This window comes from Streptomyces argenteolus, from assembly GCF_042902585.1.
GTDB classification, from domain to species: Bacteria; Actinomycetota; Actinomycetes; order Streptomycetales; family Streptomycetaceae; genus Streptomyces; species Streptomyces argenteolus.
Genome location: NZ_JBIBEG010000001.1, coordinates 540,920 through 557,024, shown reverse-complemented (window position 1 = coordinate 557,024; position 16,105 = coordinate 540,920). Strand labels below are relative to the sequence as shown.

Annotated in this window: 14 protein-coding genes and 1 riboswitch; of the genes, 6 read left to right on the top strand and 8 right to left on the bottom strand. The window is 69.2% G+C overall.

Annotation, left to right across the window (positions count from 1 at the left end; all coding sequences use genetic code 11):
• The first annotated feature begins 32 nt into the window (after positions 1 to 32).
• Positions 33 to 245, top strand: coding sequence for a hypothetical protein (locus tag ACFY8O_RS02440; protein ID WP_387898061.1), 213 nt, complete (start codon positions 33 to 35; stop codon positions 243 to 245).
• Here the strand turns inward: ACFY8O_RS02440 and ACFY8O_RS02435 are convergent.
• The 6 genes from ACFY8O_RS02435 to ACFY8O_RS02410 all read right to left on the bottom strand — a co-directional run bounded on the left by ACFY8O_RS02435 (position 242) and on the right by ACFY8O_RS02410 (position 7,458).
• Positions 242 to 1,258, bottom strand: a complete 1,017-nt coding sequence (locus ACFY8O_RS02435) for a ribonucleotide-diphosphate reductase subunit beta (protein WP_145803323.1) — start codon at positions 1,256 to 1,258, stop codon at positions 242 to 244. The genes ACFY8O_RS02440 and ACFY8O_RS02435 overlap by 4 nt on opposite strands.
• A complete protein-coding gene (locus tag ACFY8O_RS02430; protein WP_387898058.1) occupies positions 1,258 to 3,654 on the bottom strand; it encodes a ribonucleoside-diphosphate reductase subunit alpha in 2,397 nt (798 codons plus the stop codon). The genes ACFY8O_RS02435 and ACFY8O_RS02430 overlap by 1 nt, the downstream gene beginning before the upstream one ends.
• Positions 3,655 to 3,794: 140 nt before the next feature.
• Positions 3,795 to 3,919: riboswitch (cobalamin riboswitch) on the bottom strand.
• A 52-nt stretch (positions 3,920 to 3,971) separates the two neighbouring features.
• Positions 3,972 to 4,472 (bottom strand): GNAT family N-acetyltransferase, encoded by a 501-nt coding sequence (locus tag ACFY8O_RS02425; RefSeq protein ID WP_387898055.1) that lies wholly within the window; start codon positions 4,470 to 4,472, stop codon positions 3,972 to 3,974.
• 151 nt (positions 4,473 to 4,623) lie between these two features.
• On the bottom strand, positions 4,624 to 6,261 hold the full coding sequence (gene mctP / locus ACFY8O_RS02420; protein WP_387898052.1) for a monocarboxylate uptake permease MctP: 1,638 nt from the start codon (positions 6,259 to 6,261) through the stop codon (positions 4,624 to 4,626).
• The gene (locus tag ACFY8O_RS02415; protein WP_145803315.1) at positions 6,258 to 6,512 is read right to left on the bottom strand and encodes a DUF3311 domain-containing protein; all 255 of its coding nucleotides are present in this window, start codon (positions 6,510 to 6,512) and stop codon (positions 6,258 to 6,260) included. The genes mctP and ACFY8O_RS02415 overlap by 4 nt, the downstream gene beginning before the upstream one ends.
• 181 nt (positions 6,513 to 6,693) lie before the next feature.
• On the bottom strand, positions 6,694 to 7,458 hold the full coding sequence (locus ACFY8O_RS02410; RefSeq protein WP_387898048.1) for a GntR family transcriptional regulator: 765 nt from the start codon (positions 7,456 to 7,458) through the stop codon (positions 6,694 to 6,696).
• 286 nt (positions 7,459 to 7,744) lie between these two features.
• Between ACFY8O_RS02410 and ACFY8O_RS02405 the strand changes: the two genes are divergently transcribed.
• The 4 genes from ACFY8O_RS02405 to ACFY8O_RS02390 all read left to right on the top strand — a co-directional run bounded on the left by ACFY8O_RS02405 (position 7,745) and on the right by ACFY8O_RS02390 (position 12,592).
• The gene (locus ACFY8O_RS02405) at positions 7,745 to 9,043 is read left to right on the top strand and encodes a sugar ABC transporter substrate-binding protein (protein ID WP_387898046.1); all 1,299 of its coding nucleotides are present in this window, start codon (positions 7,745 to 7,747) and stop codon (positions 9,041 to 9,043) included.
• A 127-nt stretch (positions 9,044 to 9,170) separates the two neighbouring features.
• Positions 9,171 to 10,187, top strand: coding sequence for a carbohydrate ABC transporter permease (locus tag ACFY8O_RS02400; RefSeq protein WP_145803311.1), 1,017 nt, complete (start codon positions 9,171 to 9,173; stop codon positions 10,185 to 10,187).
• Entirely contained in the window at positions 10,184 to 11,059 is an 876-nt protein-coding gene (locus tag ACFY8O_RS02395) for a carbohydrate ABC transporter permease (RefSeq protein ID WP_145803309.1), read from the top strand. The genes ACFY8O_RS02400 and ACFY8O_RS02395 overlap by 4 nt, the downstream gene beginning before the upstream one ends.
• A gap of 9 nt (positions 11,060 to 11,068) precedes the next feature.
• Positions 11,069 to 12,592, top strand: a complete 1,524-nt coding sequence (locus ACFY8O_RS02390; protein WP_387898042.1) for a glycoside hydrolase family 3 protein — start codon at positions 11,069 to 11,071, stop codon at positions 12,590 to 12,592.
• 74 nt (positions 12,593 to 12,666) lie between these two features.
• On the opposite strand, the gene nagB is transcribed toward ACFY8O_RS02390, so the two are convergent.
• Positions 12,667 to 13,452: a glucosamine-6-phosphate deaminase gene (nagB, locus tag ACFY8O_RS02385; protein ID WP_145803305.1), complete on the bottom strand. Its 786-nt coding sequence runs from the start codon at positions 13,450 to 13,452 to the stop codon at positions 12,667 to 12,669.
• A 687-nt stretch (positions 13,453 to 14,139) separates the two neighbouring features.
• Here nagB and ACFY8O_RS02380 point away from each other — a divergent pair.
• Positions 14,140 to 15,621, top strand: a complete 1,482-nt coding sequence (locus tag ACFY8O_RS02380) for a sensor histidine kinase (protein WP_145804768.1) — start codon at positions 14,140 to 14,142, stop codon at positions 15,619 to 15,621.
• A gap of 172 nt (positions 15,622 to 15,793) precedes the next feature.
• Here the strand turns inward: ACFY8O_RS02380 and ACFY8O_RS02375 are convergent, their stop codons facing one another.
• Positions 15,794 to 16,051, bottom strand: coding sequence for a WhiB family transcriptional regulator (locus tag ACFY8O_RS02375; RefSeq protein WP_003953983.1), 258 nt, complete (start codon positions 16,049 to 16,051; stop codon positions 15,794 to 15,796).
• Positions 16,052 to 16,105: the final 54 nt, after the last annotated feature.

The following is a 16,105-nucleotide window of genomic DNA, read 5'->3' as shown; positions in this document are numbered from 1 at the left end:
CGAAATCCGGGCCGTCAGGCGACAGTGGAGCCATGAACACATTCCTGAGCTACCTGTCCATAGCCGCACTTTTCGCCCTCGTCCTGCTGCCCGCGCTCGTCGGGTTCGCCCGGGAGCGCCGCATCGACCGCGAACTCCGGGAAGCGGAACTCCGCCGGGTGCCCCAACCCCCGGGAACGGCGGGCGCCGCGCTGCCCGTCACGGCGACGCGGCGCCCGTACCTCAGGTCCTGGGCCAGGATCTAGAAGTCGTCGTCGAAGCCGACCGACCCCTCCACCGCCACCTGGTACGCGGAGGGCCGGCGCTCGAAGAAGTTGGTCAGCTCCTGCACCCCCTGGAGCTCCATGAAGGAGAACGGGTTCTCGGAGCCGTAGAGCGGCGGGAAGCCGAGCCGGGTGAGCCGCTGGTCGGCGACGCACTCCAGGTACTGGCGCATCGACTCGGTGTTCATCCCGGGCAGGCCCTCGCCGCACAGGTCACGGCCGAACTGCAGCTCCGCCTCGACCGCCTCCCGCAGCATGTCGGTGACCTGCTGCTGGAGCGCCTCGTCGAAGAGGTCCGGCTCCTCCTTGCGGACGGTGTCCACGACCTCGAAGGCGAAGTTCATGTGCATCGTCTCGTCACGGAACACCCAGTTGGTACCCGTGGCGAGACCGTGCAGCAGACCGCGCGAGCGGAACCAGTAGACGTACGCGAAGGCGCCGTAGAAGAACAGCCCCTCGATGCACGCGGCGAAGCAGATCAGGTTGAGCAGGAAACGCCGGCGGTCGGCCTTCGTCTCCAGCCGCTCGATCTTCTCGACCGAGTCCATCCAGCGGAAGCAGAACTGCGCTTTCTCCCGGATGGAGGGGATCTCCTCGACCGCGTCGAAGGCCGCGGCACGGTCCTCCGGGTCGGGCAGATAGGTGTCGAGCAGCGTCAGGTAGAACTGGACGTGCACGGCCTCCTCGAACAGCTGGCGTGACAGGTACAGCCGCGCCTCGGGGGAGTTGATGTGCTTGTAGAGCGTCAGCACGAGGTTGTTGGAGACGATCGAGTCACCCGTCGCGAAGAACGCGACCAGCCTGCCGATCATGTGCTGCTCACCCGGCGACAGCTTGGCGAGGTCGGCGACGTCCGAGTGGAGATCGACCTCCTCGACGGTCCAGGTGTTCTTGATCGCGTCCCGGTAGCGCTCGTAGAAGTCCGGGTAGCGCATGGGACGCAGGGTCAGCTCGAACCCCGGGTCGAGCAGGTTCTTCTCTTGGCTGGAGCTCATCACTGGCAGGCCTCGCAGGACTCGGGGTTTTCGAGGGAACAGGCGATGGCGTCCGCGTCGGGAGCCTGCGCCTGCTGGACGGGGACGGTGGCGGCGGCCGGCGCCTGACCGGACGCGGCACGGGCGATCCGGGTCGCCGGACGCGAACGCAGGTAGTACGTCGTCTTCAGCCCCTGCTTCCAGGCGTACGCGTACATCGAGGAGAGCTTGCCGATCGTCGGCGTCTCCAGGAACAGGTTCAGCGACTGGCTCTGGTCGAGGAACGGGGTGCGGGCCGCCGCCATGTCGATCAGACCGCGCTGCGGGATCTCCCACGCCGTGCGGTACAGCGCCCGCACCTCCTCGGGGATCCAGGCGAAGCCCTGCACCGAGCCGCTCGCCTCGCGCAGTGCCTCACGGGTGCGGGCGTCCCAGACGCCGAGCTTCTTCAGCTCGTCCACCAGGTAGGCGTTGACCTGGAGGAACTCACCGCTGAGCGTCTCGCGCTTGAACAGGTTGGAGACCTGCGGCTCGATGCACTCGTACACCCCGGCGATCGAGGCGATCGTCGCGGTGGGCGCGATGGCGAGGAGGAGCGAGTTGCGCATCCCGCTCTTCGCGACCCGGGCGCGCAGGGCGTCCCAGCGCTCGGGCCAGTTCAGCTCCGTGGCGTAGTGGTCGGGGTGCAGCACACCGCGCGCGGCCCGGGTCTCGGACCAGGCGGGCAGCGGTCCCGACCGCTCGGCGAGGTCGCAGGAGGCCTCGTACGCGGCGAGCATGATCCGCTCGGAGATCTTCGTGGACAGCGCGCGGGCCTCGGGGGAGTCGAACGGCAGCCGCAGCTGGAAGAAGACGTCCTGGAGACCCATCGCGCCCAGGCCCACGGGGCGCCAGCGGGCGTTGGAACGGCCGGCCTGCTCCGTGGGGTAGAAGTTGATGTCCACGACGCGGTCGAGGAAGGTCACCGCGGTGCGGACGGTGGCGTCCAGCCGCTCCCAGTCGATCGAACCGCCGTCGACGAACGCACCGAGGTTGACCGAACCCAGGTTGCACACGGCCGTCTCACCGTCGTCGGTGACCTCCAGGATCTCCGTGCAGAGGTTCGAGGAGTGGACGACCCGGCCCGGCTCCGCGGTCTGGTTCGCCGTGCGGTTGGAGGCGTCCTTGAACGTCATCCAGCCCTGGCCGGTCTGCGCGAGGGTCCGCATCATGCGGCCGTACAGCTCACGCGCCGGCATCGTCTTGCGGGCCAGCCCCTTCGCCTCGGCCGCACGGTAGGCCTCGTCGAACGCGTCGCCCCACAGGTCCACCAGCTCGGGCGCGTCCGCCGGGGAGAACAGCGACCACTCGGTGTCCGCGTCGACGCGGCGCATGAACTCGTCCGGGATCCAGTGCGCCAGGTTGAGGTTGTGCGTACGCCGCTGGTCCTCGCCGGTGTTGTCGCGCAGCTCGAGGAACTCCTCGATGTCCGCGTGCCAGGTCTCCAGGTAGACGGCGGCGGCGCCCTTGCGGCGGCCCCCCTGGTTGACCGCGGCGACCGAGGCGTCGAGGGTCTTCAGGAACGGCACGATGCCGTTGGAGTGCCCGTTCGTCCCCCGGATGAGTGAACCGCGGGCGCGGATACGGGAGTAGGAGAGCCCGATGCCGCCCGCGTGCTTGGAGAGGCGCGCCACCTGGTGGTAGCGGTCGTAGATCGAGTCGAGCTCGTCGAGCGGGGAGTCCAGCAGGTAGCAGGACGACATCTGCGGGTGACGGGTGCCCGAGTTGAACAGGGTGGGGGAGGAGGGCAGGTAGTCGAGACGGCTCATCAGCCGGTACAGCGCGGCCACTTCCTCCAGCGCCCGCGCGGAGGTGTCCTCGGCGAGGCCCGCGGCCACGCGCAGCATGAAGTGCTGCGGGGTCTCGACGACCTGGCGCGTGAGCGGGTGACGCAGCAGATAGCGGCTGTGCAGCGTCCGGAGGCCGAAGTAGCCGAAGCGGTCGTCGGCGCCGTCGGCGAGGGCCTGCTCGACCAGGGAGTCGAGGGCCTCGGCGTGCAGCGTGACGAACTCCGCCGTGCGGTCCGCGATCAGGCCTTCGCGGTGTCCCACGGCGACCGACGCGGAGAAGGAGACGGCGCCCTGCCCGGCCGCCTCCTCCGCCACCGCCCGGGTGAGGAGGCGGGCGGCCAGCCTGGAGTACGCCGGGTCCTCGGAGATCAGCCCCGCGGCGGCCTCGGTGGCCAGCGAGCGCAGCTCCGCCTCGTCCGCCCGCGCGCTGCGGCCCCGGAGCGCGGCTGCGGCGACCCGCCCGGGGTCGGTGTCGGGGAGATCGGCGGTGAGGCCGGTCAGGGTCCGCAGCAGTGCGGTCCCGGGCGCGTCGTTCGTGCGGCCTTCGGATTCCGCGGCTGAAACCGGATCGGCTGGCGCGATGGTCACTGGGGCTATCCCTCGCTCGGCTCGGTGCCTGCGGGAGCGGGGGCAGCCGGGCACGGCGATGCCCGGGGGAGGGCGGCACGGTGTGCACGGCGTCCACCGGCCCTCCGCGGGGCCCGGACGTCTCGGCGTCCGGTTCGGTCGAGCCGGACGCACTGTCGACAGGTCTTCGGACTTCGCCGGTGCGCGGGAGCGCGCCGGTCACACCGTTGCGGGACAGTTCCGGATTCGCACCGGATTCCCCTGCGGCGACAGCGAGGTCGAGCATACATGTGGGGGCTGCTGAATGAAGCAGCCCCCACATCTTGTGTCGTGAGGGCTCACAGCGGCAGTCGGAATGTCAGCAGCGGAAGATCGGGGAGGGGGTACCAGTCGCGCTCCGGAGTCCGTGCGAAGCCGAGGCGCCGGTAGATCCGGTGGGCGCCCAGCATGGCCGGCTGCGTCGACAGGACGAGTCCGGTCAGTCCTCCGGCGGACCGCGCCCGGTCGACGCAGGCCCGTACGAGGGCTTCCCCGGCGCCCCGGCCCCGGGCCCGCGGGGCGACGGCCAGCATCCGGAACTCCGCCTCGTCCTCCCTGGCTATGTCGGCCCACGGGCTGCCGGGAGCGACGTAGGTGACGCCTCCCAGCAGCCGGCCCTCCGCGTCCTGCGCGACCAGCACCTCGGCCTCGGCCGCCCGTCGGCCGACCGCGCGGAGCTGTTCCAGGTAAGGGTCCTCGGCTCCGAAGTCCAGGAGCCCGTCGCCGAGGTAGGCCTGGGCGGTGATCTCGCCCAGCTCCTCGAACTGAGCGGGCAGAACCGGTCCGATCGATACGTCCATGAGGGGAAGTCTGCCGCAGGAGGTGTGCGAGGCGCCCTCGATTTCGGGCGCCTCCCCGCTTCCGGCCCCGTGGGAAGGGGGCCGGAACGACTCCGTCCCGGCAGGGGGGCCCTGCCGGGACGGAGTCGTACGTCTCACCACTGCCGCGAGGTCAGTGACCCCCTCCGGGGGCACCCACCGTGGCCGGGGGCAGCTCGGCCTGGACGCCGGGGTCGCCCACGTCCGCCGTGTAGTCGGCGGGGGAGGTCTCGTCCACGCCGGCCGGGGCCTTCACCGCGTTGAGGACGAAGGTCAGGACGACCACGACGACGACGTTCAGCACGAAGGCGGTGAGACCGATGTAGCCGATCTCGCCGATGCCGGGGATCTCCTTCGAGGAGCCGCCGAAGTGCTTCTGGGTCGGGCTGGCGACGCCGTACGCCGCCACCGTGCCGTAGATCATGCCGACCGCCCATCCGGCGATCAGCGCCCAGCGGTGGAACCAGCGGGTGAACAGGCCGCCGACCAGGGCCGGCATCGTCTGGAGGATCCAGATCCCGCCCAGCAGCTGGAAGTTGATCGCGACCGTCTTGTCCATGGTGAGGACGAAGGCGAGGGCGCCCACCTTGACCAGCAGCGAGACCAGCTTGGAGACCTTGGTCTCCTGGGCCGGGGTCGCGTCCGGCTTGATGAAGTCCTTGTAGATGTTGCGGGTGAAGAGGTTCGCCGCGGCGATCGACATGATCGCCGCGGGCACCAGGGCGCCGATACCGATCGCGGCGAAGGCCACGCCCGCGAACCAGTCGGGGAACATGTTCTCGAATAGCTGGGGGATCGCCAGCTGCCCGTTGTCCACCTTGACGCCGGCGGCGATCGCCATGAAGCCGAGCAGGGCCAGCAGGCCGAGCATCAGCGAGTACAGCGGCAGGATCGTGGTGTTGCGCCGGATCACCTCACGGCTGCGGCTGGAGAGCGTCGCCGTGATCGAGTGCGGGTACATGAAGAGGGCCAGCGCCGACCCCAGAGCCAGCGTGGCGTAGCCCCACTGGCCCATCTCGCCCGGGACGAGGCCCGCGACGGGCTTGCCCGCGGCCTCGTTCTTCGCCGAGAACGCGTCGCTCGCCTTGGCGAAGATGTCGTCGAAGCCGCCGAGCTTGATCGGGATGTAGATGATCGCCACGGCGATGACCAGATAGATCAGACCGTCCTTGACGAACGCGATGAGCGCGGGCGCCCGCAGACCCGAGGAGTACGTGTACGCGGCGAGGACCGCGAACGCGATCAGCAGCGGCAGGTCCTTGACGAACCAGTGGGTGGTCTCGCCACCGCCGACGCCCATGACGTCCAGCACGGCCTGGATGCCCACCAGCTGGAGCGCGATGTACGGCATCGTGGCGAGGATGCCGGTGAGGGCCACCGCCAGCGAGAGCCCCTTCGAGCCGAAGCGCCCGCGGACGAAGTCCGAGGTGGTGACGTAGCCGTGCTTGTGCGAGACCGACCAGAGGCGCGGCAGGAAGGTGAAGATCAGCGGGTAGACGAGGATCGTGTACGGGACGGCGAAGAAGCCCGCCGCGCCCGCCGCGTAGATCGCCGCCGGCACCGCGACGAAGGTGTACGCCGTGTAGAGGTCGCCGCCCAGCAGGAACCAGGTCACCCAGGTGCCGAACGACCGGCCGCCCAGGCCCCATTCGTCGAGGCTGGCCTCGTTCTCGGCCTTGCGCCAGCGCGCGGCCATGAAGCCGATGACCGTGACGGCCAGGAAGAAGAAGATGAACACGGCGAGTGCGACGCCGTTCACGCCGTCCTTCATGCGGAAGCACCTCCCTTGCGGGCGCGCTGGTCACGCTGCCACAGCTTGTACGCGACCATCGTGAGCGCGGTGGAGAGCAGCACCCAGAGCATCTGGTACCAGTAGAAGAACGGAATGCCTATGAAGGTCGGGTCGACCTTCGCGTACGAGCTCACCCAGAGCATCGCCACGAACGGGGCGATCAGGCAGAGTGCGATGACCACTCTGGTGGGTGTCACCACCGGTGGTTTCGCATCGTTTTCCGCTGGCATTGGCGACTCCGTCCCCTCGCTGATCACCTGGTGTAATGCGCAGGAAATCTAGGCGAGAGATCCGGCCACCGTCACCCCCCGTCCGCATTGCGGTCCTGCAACGGTCCGGTGTCGCCCGAAAACGACCGGTCCCCCCGCGCGGGCGCGGGAGGACCGGTGGGGTCGTACTGCCGTCGGTGTCTCAGTCGTTGGGACGCTTCAGGCGGGCCACGAACTTGTAGCGGTCGCCCCGGTACACCGAGCGCACCCACTCCACCGGTTCGCCGTGTCCGTCGATCGAGTGACGGGACAGCATGAGCATCGGCAGGCCGACGTCCGTCCCGAGCAGCCCCGCTTCGCGGGGAGTGGCGAGGGAGGTCTCGATGGTCTCCTCCGCCTCGGCCAGCCGGACGTCGTACACCTCGGCCAGAGCGGTGTAGAGGGAGGTGTACTTCACCAGTGAACGCCGCAGCGCGGGGAAGCGCTTGGCCGAGAGGTGGGTGGTCTCGATGGCCATCGGCTCACCGCTCGCGAGCCGCAGTCGCTCGATCCGCAGGACCCTGCCGCCCGTGGTGATGTCCAGGAGGCCTGCGAGCGTGTCGTCCGCCGTGACATACCCGATGTCCAGGAGCTGCGAGGTGGGTTCGAGGCCCTGCGCGCGCATGTCCTCGGTGTACGAGGTGAGTTGCAGGGCCTGGGAGACCTTCGGCTTGGCGACGAAGGTGCCCTTGCCCTGGATGCGTTCCAGCCGGCCCTCGACCACCAGCTCCTGGAGTGCCTGGCGCACGGTGGTGCGCGAGGTGTCGAACTCCGCGGCCAGGGTCCGCTCGGGCGGCACCGGGGTGCCCGGCGGCATGGTGTCCGTCATGTCGAGGAGATGGCGCTTGAGCCGGTAGTACTTCGGGACGCGCGCCGTACGCGCACCCGCACCGGTCTCGCTCGTACTGCTGCCCCCGTCGGCACCCATGGCCCGCCTTCCCGACTGATGCGTTGCTGCCGTCACCGGCTCCTCCGTCTGTAGCGGCTCACATGGTGGCACGGCCTCGTCACGGGTCGTCGCCCTCCCTCAGGTGTCGGTCCGATAACGGACGCGAGTGCACTTCTTATACACCCTTGACACCCCTAAAGGTCTAGGCCAAGCTCCGGGTACTGGTCTAAACCATTAAAGACCAGGTCCCAGCCCCACAGGTAGCGCCAGGCGTACGTCTTCGCGGTGGGCGGGGGGTTGCTGGTATCCCTGAGGAGGGTGTGGCATGAAGCGCAAGCTCATTGCGGCAGTAGGCGTCGCAGCGATGATGACCGGAATCGCGGCGTGTGGCGGGGACGGTAGTGACAACGCCTCGAAGGACCCGAAGGACCGTACCGAGAACCTGACGGTCTGGCTCATGGTCGACGCGCAGAGCACCTGGCCGGAACTGGTCAAGGACGTCAACGCGCAGTTCAAGAAGAAGTACCCGAAGGTCAAGGTCAACGTCCAGTACCAGCAGTGGGCGGACAAGGCCAAGAAGCTCGACACGGCCCTCGGCGGCGACAAGTTCCCGGACGTCGTCGAGCTCGGCAACACCGAGACGATGCAGTACATCCTCAACGGTGCGCTGGCGGAGATCGACCCCAAGAAGTACGACAACTCGGACACCTGGATCAAGGGTCTGAAGGACACCTGCACCTTCGAGGGCAAGCAGTTCTGCGTGCCCTACTACGCCGGCGCCCGTGTCGCCATCTACAACAAGGACATGCTCAAGAAGGGCACCGGCAGCGACGCCCTCCCGCAGACCGAGGACGAGCTGCTGGCCGCGCTCGACAAGGTCTCGGCCGAGTACAGCAAGAAGGACAAGCGCTTCTCGTCCCTCTACCTGCCGGGCCGTTACTGGTACGCGGCCATGTCCTACGTCGCGGGCTACGGCGGCTCCATCGCCGAGTACGACGAGGGTGCGAAGGAGTGGAAGGGCAACCTCTCCTCCCCCGAGTCCCAGAAGGGCATCGAGCACTTCGTCAACCTGGTCAAGAAGTACAACAAGGCCGACCAGACGAAGGACGAGCAGGACCACGCCAACGTCATGGCCAACGAGAAGACCTCGCTGATCTACGGCAACGGCTGGGAGGCCGGCTCCGTCGTCGACGGTGCCAACAACGGCAACCCGAAGCTCGAGGGCAAGATCGGCACGGCCGGCATGCCCGGCCCGAACGGCAAGGCCCTTCCGTCCTTCATCGGTGGTTCGGACCTCGCGGTGACCGCCAAGTCCAAGGTCACCGACCTGGGCGAGGAGTGGGTCTCCCTCTTCACGAGTGAGAAGTCGCAGGAGGTGCTCACCTCCAAGAACATCCTCCCGAACAACGAGAAGCAGCTCGAGCCGCTGAAGTCCAAGCCGGAGACGGCCGCCGTCGCCAACGCCGTGCCGGACGCCTGGTTCACGCCGATCGCGCCGGGCTGGACCTCCATCGAGAAGGAGGAGGTCCTGGAGAACATGCTCCTGGAGATCCTCAAGGGCACCTCGGTGGCCGACGCCGCCAAGAAGGCCGACGACAAGATCAACGAGCTCATCAACAAGTAGTCCCCGGGCTTCGGCTCTCCAGGCGGGGGTCCGGCCGACACCGGGCCCCCGCCGCCTCCCTTTCTCAGGTAGAAACGCCGTGATTCCCGGGTGCAGATCCCCGGAATCCCGATGGAAGGTCAGTCACGTGACTGCTGCCGACACCAAGGCCGCCGGTCCACCGGTCCCCGCACCGCGTGTCCCGGAGAAGACCGGGATCTCACCCTCCGGACAGGAAGCCGACGGGCCCCGCCCGAAGAAGCGGCGTAAGAAGGGGGAACTCCTCCCTTACCTCCTGATCCTGCCGGCGATCCTTGCCATCGCCGCCGTCTACGTCTACCCGCTGATCAAGACCGTGATCATGTCCTTCCAGGACCTGGGACGGGCGGCCCTGTGGGGCAACGGCGAGACCCCGTGGGTCGGCCTCGAGCAGTTCACCAACATCCTCGGCGACCCGGAGTTCTGGGCGGTCGTCGGCAGGACCATCGTCTTCATGGTCATCTGCGTCACGCTGACCATGGGTCTCGGGCTGCTCATCGCCCTGATGATGCTGAGACTCTCCACCTGGGTCCGGCTCGTCCTCACGGTGGCCCTGATCGCCGCGTGGTCCATGCCGCTCATGGTCGCCGCCTCGGTCTTCCGGTGGCTCTCCGACTCGGACTACGGCCTGATCAACACCTTGCTCGCCGACATCACCGGCAACGAGGACCGGTGGCTGGGGCACAACTGGTTCCTCGACCCGTGGCAGGGCTTCGGCATCATCACGCTCCTGGTCGTCTGGGGCGCCATCCCGTTCGTCGTGATCACGATGTACGCGGCCCTCACCCAGGTCCCCAAGGAGCTGGAGGAGGCGGCGGCCCTCGACGGAGCCACCGCGTTCGGCGTCTACCGCTACGTGACCTGGCCGGTCATCAAGCCGGTCTTCACGATGGTCGCCACGCTCTCGGTCATCTGGGACTTCAACGTGTTCGGCCAGATCTGGCTGCTCCGCGGCAACAAGCCCGAACCCGAGTACGAGACCCTCGGCCTCTACTCGTTCTCCAAGGCGTTCGAGTCCACCTCCTTCAGCCAGGGCAGCGCGATCGCGCTGATCACCGTCCTGATGCTGTCAGGCGTCGCCGTGTACTACCTGCGCCAGCTGATCAAGACGGGAGAGGTCGAATGAGCGCCTCCACGCCCACGAACCACGCGCCGGCCCAGGTCCTGCGGCCGGACCGCAAGAGGAACCGGCTCGGCTACAACATCCTGGCGCTGGTCACGGCCGGGGTCATGGCCTTCCCGGTCTACTGGCTGATCGTCAGCTCGCTGCGTCCGAACCACGAGATCCGGTCCTACGACCAGACCCTGTGGCCGTCCTCCCTGACCTTCGACAACTTCGCGCGTGCGGTGAAGCAGGACAACTTCGCCACGGCGATCCAGTCGAGCCTCATCGTCTCGGTCACCGCCGTCGTCGGCGGCATGATCATCGCGACCCTCGCGGCGCTCGCCATCGGCCGCTTCCGCTTCTTCGGGCGGAAGGCGCTGATGATGATCATGATCCTGGTCCAGATGCTGCCGCCGACCGCGATGCTGATCCCGATCTACCTCCAGCTCAACGCGATGGGAGGCATCGACGAGTACTGGGGACTCATCGTCGTCTACCTGGTCTCGACGCTGCCCTTCGCGACGATCATGATCCGCGGCTTCGTGATCAACATCCCCGTGGAGCTAGAGGAGTCCGCGATGGTGGACGGCTGCACCCGCATGGGGGCCTTCCGCCGGGTCATCTTCCCGCTGCTGGCGCCGGGGCTCGCGGCCGCGTCCATCTTCGCCCTGGTCAACGCCTGGAACGAGTACCTCTTCGCCTACATCCTGATCAACGACAACTCCAAGTACACGCTCAACGTGTGGCTGATGACGTTCACGACGGAACGCGGTACGGACTACGGCGCGCTGATGGCGGCCTCCACGCTCATCTCCATCCCGGTCGTCATCTTCTTCATGATCATTCAGGGGAAGATGGCTACGGGGCTCACCTCCGGCGCCGTGAAGGGATAACGCAGCCCCATGACCACACTCGTTTCCACCACGGACACCGTCACCCGCGACGCCCTCGCCGTCCTCCAGCCGGGATTCACCGGCACCACGGCGCCGGACTGGCTGCTGCGCAGGGTCGGCGAAGGCCTCGCCTCCGTCGGGCTGTTCGGCCGGAACATCCACTCGCCCGAACAGCTCGCCGCGCTCACCGCCCGGCTGCGGGCCGAGCGCGACGACGTCCTCGTCGCGATCGACGAGGAGGGCGGTGACGTCACCCGGCTGGAGGTGCGCAACGGCTCCTCCTTCCCCGGCAACCTCGCCCTGGGCTCCGTCGACGACGTGGACCTGACCAGGGCCGTCGCCCGGGAGCTCGGCCGCCGACTCGCCGAGTGCGGGGTCAACCTCAACTGGGCGCCGTCCGCGGACGTCAACTCCGATCCCGGCAACCCGGTCATCGGCGTACGCTCCTTCGGCGCCGATCCCGCCCTCGTGGCCCGCCACACCGCCGCGTACGTCGAGGGCCTCCAGGCCGCCGGTGTCGCCGCGTGCACCAAGCACTTCCCGGGCCACGGCGACACGGCGGTCGACTCGCACCACGCGCTGCCGCGCATCGATGTGGATTCGGACACCCTGCACGCCCGTGAGCTGGTGCCTTTCCGGGCCGCCATCGCAGCGGGTTCCAAATCCGTGATGAGTGCACATATCCTGCTACCCGCACTCGACCCCTCCCGGCCCGCGACCCTGAGCCCTCGCATCCTCACCGGTCTGCTCCGTCAGGAGCTGGGCTACGACGGGCTGATCGTCACCGACGGCATGGAGATGGACGCCATCGCCGGCACGTACGGCATCGAGCGCGGATCGGTCCTCGCGATAGCCGCGGGCGCCGACGCGATCTGCGTCGGCGGCGGGCTGGCCGACGAGGACACCGTGCTGCGACTGCGCGACGCGCTGGTGACGGCGGTGCGTACCGGCGAACTGCCGGAGGAGCGGCTGGCCGACGCCGCCGCACGTGTACGGGCCCTCGCGTCATGGACGCTGCGGGCCAGGGGGGCTGCCCCGGAGCCGGGCGCGGACATGCAGGAGGGGACCGCGCCCGGCGCCGGAGCCGACATCGGGCTGATCGCCGCCCGCAGGGCCGTGACGGTCACGGGCTCCGGCGCGCCGCTGCGGGACCCGGCCTATGTCGCGGCCTTCACCCCGGTCGCCAACATCGCCGTCGGCGCCGAGACCCCGTGGGGCGTCGCCGCGGAGCTGTCCCGGATCCTGCCCGGCACCGTGGCGGACACCTATGGCAGCGACAGCGCGTCCCCCGCGGACGAGGTGCTGGAGGCGGCGGGGGAGCGGCGCATCGTCGCGGTCGTCCGCGACGCCCACCGGCACCCGTGGATGGGCGCGGCCGTGGACGCCCTGGTAGCGGCGCGGCCGGCCACGGTCGTGGTCGAGATGGGCCTGCCCGCGGCCCTTCCGCGGGGTGCGTGGCACATCGCCACGCACGGCGCGGCACGCGTCTGCGGGATCGCGGCGGCGGAGACCCTCACCGGCACGGCCCCCTGAGTCCGGGGCGACGCGACGACGAACGAGGGCCGGGTCACCGTGCGGTGACCCGGCCCTCACGCGTACGAGGAGCCCTACAGGCCCTGCCACGGCGGCTTCGCCGCGTAGGTGGCGCGGAAGTAGTCCGCCAGCTTCAGCTTCGACGCCGCCGCCTCGTCGACCACCACGGTCGCGTGCGGGTGCAGCTGGAGCGCGGATGCCGGGACGACGGAGGCCACCGGGCCCTCGACGGTACGGGCCACGGCCTCGGCCTTGCCCTCACCGGTGGCCAGCAGGATCGGGTGGCGGGCCTCCAGGATGGTCCCGATGCCCTGGGTGATGACGTGGCGCGGCACCTGCTCGATGTCGTCGTCGAAGAAGCGCGCGTTGTCGATCCGGGTCTGCTCGGTCAGCGTCTTGATGCGGGTGCGCGAGGCGAGCGAGGAGCACGGCTCGTTGAAGCCGATGTGCCCGTCGGTGCCGATACCCAGGAGCTGGAGGTCGACCCCGCCCGCCTCGGCGAGCGCCTTGTCGTACGCCTCGCACGCGGCCTGCACGTCCTCGGCCGTGCCGTCCGGTCCCATGAAGGACTTCTCGGACAGGCCGAGCGGCTCGACGACCTCGCGCAGCACGACCGAGCGGTAGGACTCGGGGTGGCCGGCGGGCAGCCCGACGTACTCGTCGAGCTGGCAGATCCGGGCGTTCGAGGCGTCCACGGCGCCCGAGCGGACCTTCGCCGCGAGGGCCTTGTAGACGGGCAGCGGGGTCGAGCCGGTGGCAACGCCGAGCAGGGCGTCGGGCTTGCGGCTCAGCAGGGCCGCGACGGCCTCCGCGATGAGTTCTCCGCCTGCCGAGGCGTCCGGGACGATGACAACTTCCACGCTGTGCCTGCCGATCTGAAGAGTGGCTGGTGGTATAGACCAATCTAAGTGCCCAATCTAGCAGAACGGGGCGGCTCGAAGGTGAACCGTTCGTCTGTTCGTCGCTGGTTGTCGCTCTGTCGGCGGACGGCCGCGCCGGCGGCGGGTGGAGCCCGGTGGGCGCGTGCGGGCCGAGGGGTGTGACGGGCCCGGAATCGCGCGCGGGGCGCAGTGGGGGAGGCTCCGGACACGCCTGCGGAGGTAGCCGGGGCGCGGAGACGCGCGCGGGCGGAACCGGGTGGGCGCGGAAACGTGCGGAGGTGCAGGGTGGAAAGGGCCCGGAAACACCCGCGGGCCGCGGCGCCGGGACGGGACCCTCAGCCCGTCCGGCACCGCAGCCCGGAGCTTCCTGGCCGGCGGTGTGCGGTGCCTCCGGCCATGTGAGGCGCCGGCGCAGTCAGGGCAGAGAGCGCCGGACACCTCGGTCCGTTCTCCTGTGCGGGGAGAACGGAGGTCAGTCGTGCACGGGACGCGTCCTGGGTGTGGCGTCCGTACATGGTGCATTGTGGACTAGACCAATAGGCCGTGTCCATCCGCGGGCGCGGACTTTCCTGCCGCGGTGCGCCCCTCCCACAGTGTCACGCATCGGAGGGCCGATCGGTTCGGAACCTCCTCGATTCCGCGGGTACGCTCGCACCTGTGCCCTCCATGAACGATCTGGTCCGCCAGCACACAGCCCTGAGTGACACCGACCTCGAGTGGCTCCACCTGCTGGTCTCGGAGTGGCAGCTGCTCTCCGATCTGTCCTTCGCCGACCTCGTCCTGTGGGTGCCCACCCGCGACGGGACCCGCTACGTGTCCGTCGCGCAGATGCGGCCCAACACGGGCCCCACCTCCTACCAGGACGACATGGTCGGCCATCTGGTGCCGCGGGGCCGCCGCCCGCTGCTCGACGCCGCCCTGGACGAGGGCCGCATCGTGCGCGAGGGCGACCCTGAGTGGCGGGAGGAGGTGCCCGTACGGGTCGAGTCGATCCCCGTACGGCGGGAGGGCCGGGTGCTCGGGGTCATCGGCCGCAACACCAACCTGCTCACGGTGCGCACGCCGTCCAGGCTGGAGCTCACCTACCTCCAGTCCGCGTCCGACCTGGCCCAGATGATCGCCGCCGGCTCCTTCCCGTTCCCCGGCCAGCAGGTGGACATGGACGTGTCCCCACGGGTGGGCGACGGGCTGATCAGGCTCGACGCCGACGGCATCGTGCAGTACGCCAGTCCCAACGGCCTCTCCGCCTACCACCGGCTCGGCCTCGCGTCGGACCTCGTCGGCCACAACCTCGGCGCGACGACCGCCGAACTCGCCCCCTCCCGCGGTCCGGTGGACGAGGCGCTGGTCAAGGTGGCGAGCGGGTACGCGCCGAGGGAGTTCGAGGTCGAGGGTGCCGGGGGAGTCATCCAGCTGCGCGCGATCCCCCTCTCCCCCAAGGGCGTGCGCATCGGCTCGCTGGTCCTGCTCCGGGACGTCACGGAACTGCGTCGCCGTGAAAGGGAGTTGATCACCAAGGATGCCACCATCCGGGAGATCCACCACCGGGTGAAGAACAACCTCCAGACGGTGGCGGCCCTGTTGCGGCTCCAGGCGCGCCGGATGGAGTCGGAGCGGGGCCGCGAGGCGCTCAACGAGGCGGTGCGGCGCGTGGGTTCGATCGCCATCGTGCATGAGACGCTGTCCCAGAATCTGGACGAGCGGGTCGAGTTCGACGAGATCGCCGACCGGGTGATCGCGATGGTCGCCGAGATCTCGCCCGGGAAGGTCACCTGCCGCCGCACGGGCCGCTTCGGCATCCTCGACGCGGAGGTGGCCACTCCGCTCTCGATGGTGCTCACCGAGGTACTGCAGAACGCGCTGGAGCACGCGTTCACCGTCGCCGAGCGCGGCACGGTGGAGGTGTCCGCGGTGCGCGGCGGATCGCCGGCCGAGGCCCGGCTGCTGATCACCGTGACGGACGACGGCCGGGGACTGCCCGAGGGGTTCGACCCGCAGCGGGCGGGCAATCTGGGTCTCCAGATCGTGCGGACGCTGGTGGAGGGCGAGCTCGGCGGCACCTTCGGGATGGTTCCGGGACCGGTTCGCGGTACCCAGGTGGTGCTCGACATCCCCGTCCGGAACGCTCCGTCCCGCAAGGACCAGTGACGGAACTCCGCACACAGCAGTGGGCCCGGACCGTGGTGACGGTCCGGGCCCACTGCGTGGTGCTCACGGTGCGATGCGCTTCGGGGGTACTGCGCGCTGCGACTCGAAGGCGGGGCTGTGCGTACGCTCTGTACGCGCCGCCTGGCTGGGGCTCGTTGTGCGGGGGCGTCGGTCAGGCGCTGGCGTTACGCGCCCGGTTGCGAGCGGCGCGGCGCTTCATTGCGCGGCGCTCGTCCTCGCTGAGGCCACCCCAGACGCCGGAGTCCTGGCCGGACTCGAGCGCCCACTGCAGGCACTGCTCCATGACGGGGCAGCGACGGCAGACGGCCTTGGCTTCCTCGATCTGCAGCAGCGCAGGACCGGTGTTGCCGATGGGGAAGAACAGCTCGGGGTCTTCCTCACGACAAACGGCGTTGTGACGCCAGTCCATGGCTGCTACCTCTCCTTGGTATTACATGCTGGTGCTTGTGAATGTGAACGCTTT

Excerpts from the sequence above, each read along its gene's own strand:
- ACFY8O_RS02425 (WP_387898055.1), bottom strand. The coding sequence starts at position 4,472 with ATGGACGTATCGATCGGACCGGTTCTGCCCGCTCAGTTCGAGGAGCTG.
- ACFY8O_RS02380 (WP_145804768.1), top strand. The coding sequence starts at position 14,140 with ATGAACGATCTGGTCCGCCAGCACACAGCCCTGAGTGACACCGACCTC.
- ACFY8O_RS02395 (WP_145803309.1), top strand. The coding sequence starts at position 10,184 with ATGAGCGCCTCCACGCCCACGAACCACGCGCCGGCCCAGGTCCTGCGG.
- ACFY8O_RS02405 (WP_387898046.1), top strand. The coding sequence starts at position 7,745 with ATGAAGCGCAAGCTCATTGCGGCAGTAGGCGTCGCAGCGATGATGACC.
- ACFY8O_RS02440 (WP_387898061.1), top strand. The coding sequence starts at position 33 with ATGAACACATTCCTGAGCTACCTGTCCATAGCCGCACTTTTCGCCCTC.
- ACFY8O_RS02375 (WP_003953983.1), bottom strand. The coding sequence starts at position 16,051 with ATGGACTGGCGTCACAACGCCGTTTGTCGTGAGGAAGACCCCGAGCTG.
- ACFY8O_RS02435 (WP_145803323.1), bottom strand. The coding sequence starts at position 1,258 with ATGAGCTCCAGCCAAGAGAAGAACCTGCTCGACCCGGGGTTCGAGCTG.
- ACFY8O_RS02390 (WP_387898042.1), top strand. The coding sequence starts at position 11,069 with ATGACCACACTCGTTTCCACCACGGACACCGTCACCCGCGACGCCCTC.
- ACFY8O_RS02415 (WP_145803315.1), bottom strand. The coding sequence starts at position 6,512 with ATGCCAGCGGAAAACGATGCGAAACCACCGGTGGTGACACCCACCAGA.
- mctP (WP_387898052.1), bottom strand. The coding sequence starts at position 6,261 with ATGAAGGACGGCGTGAACGGCGTCGCACTCGCCGTGTTCATCTTCTTC.
- ACFY8O_RS02410 (WP_387898048.1), bottom strand. The coding sequence starts at position 7,458 with ATGGGTGCCGACGGGGGCAGCAGTACGAGCGAGACCGGTGCGGGTGCG.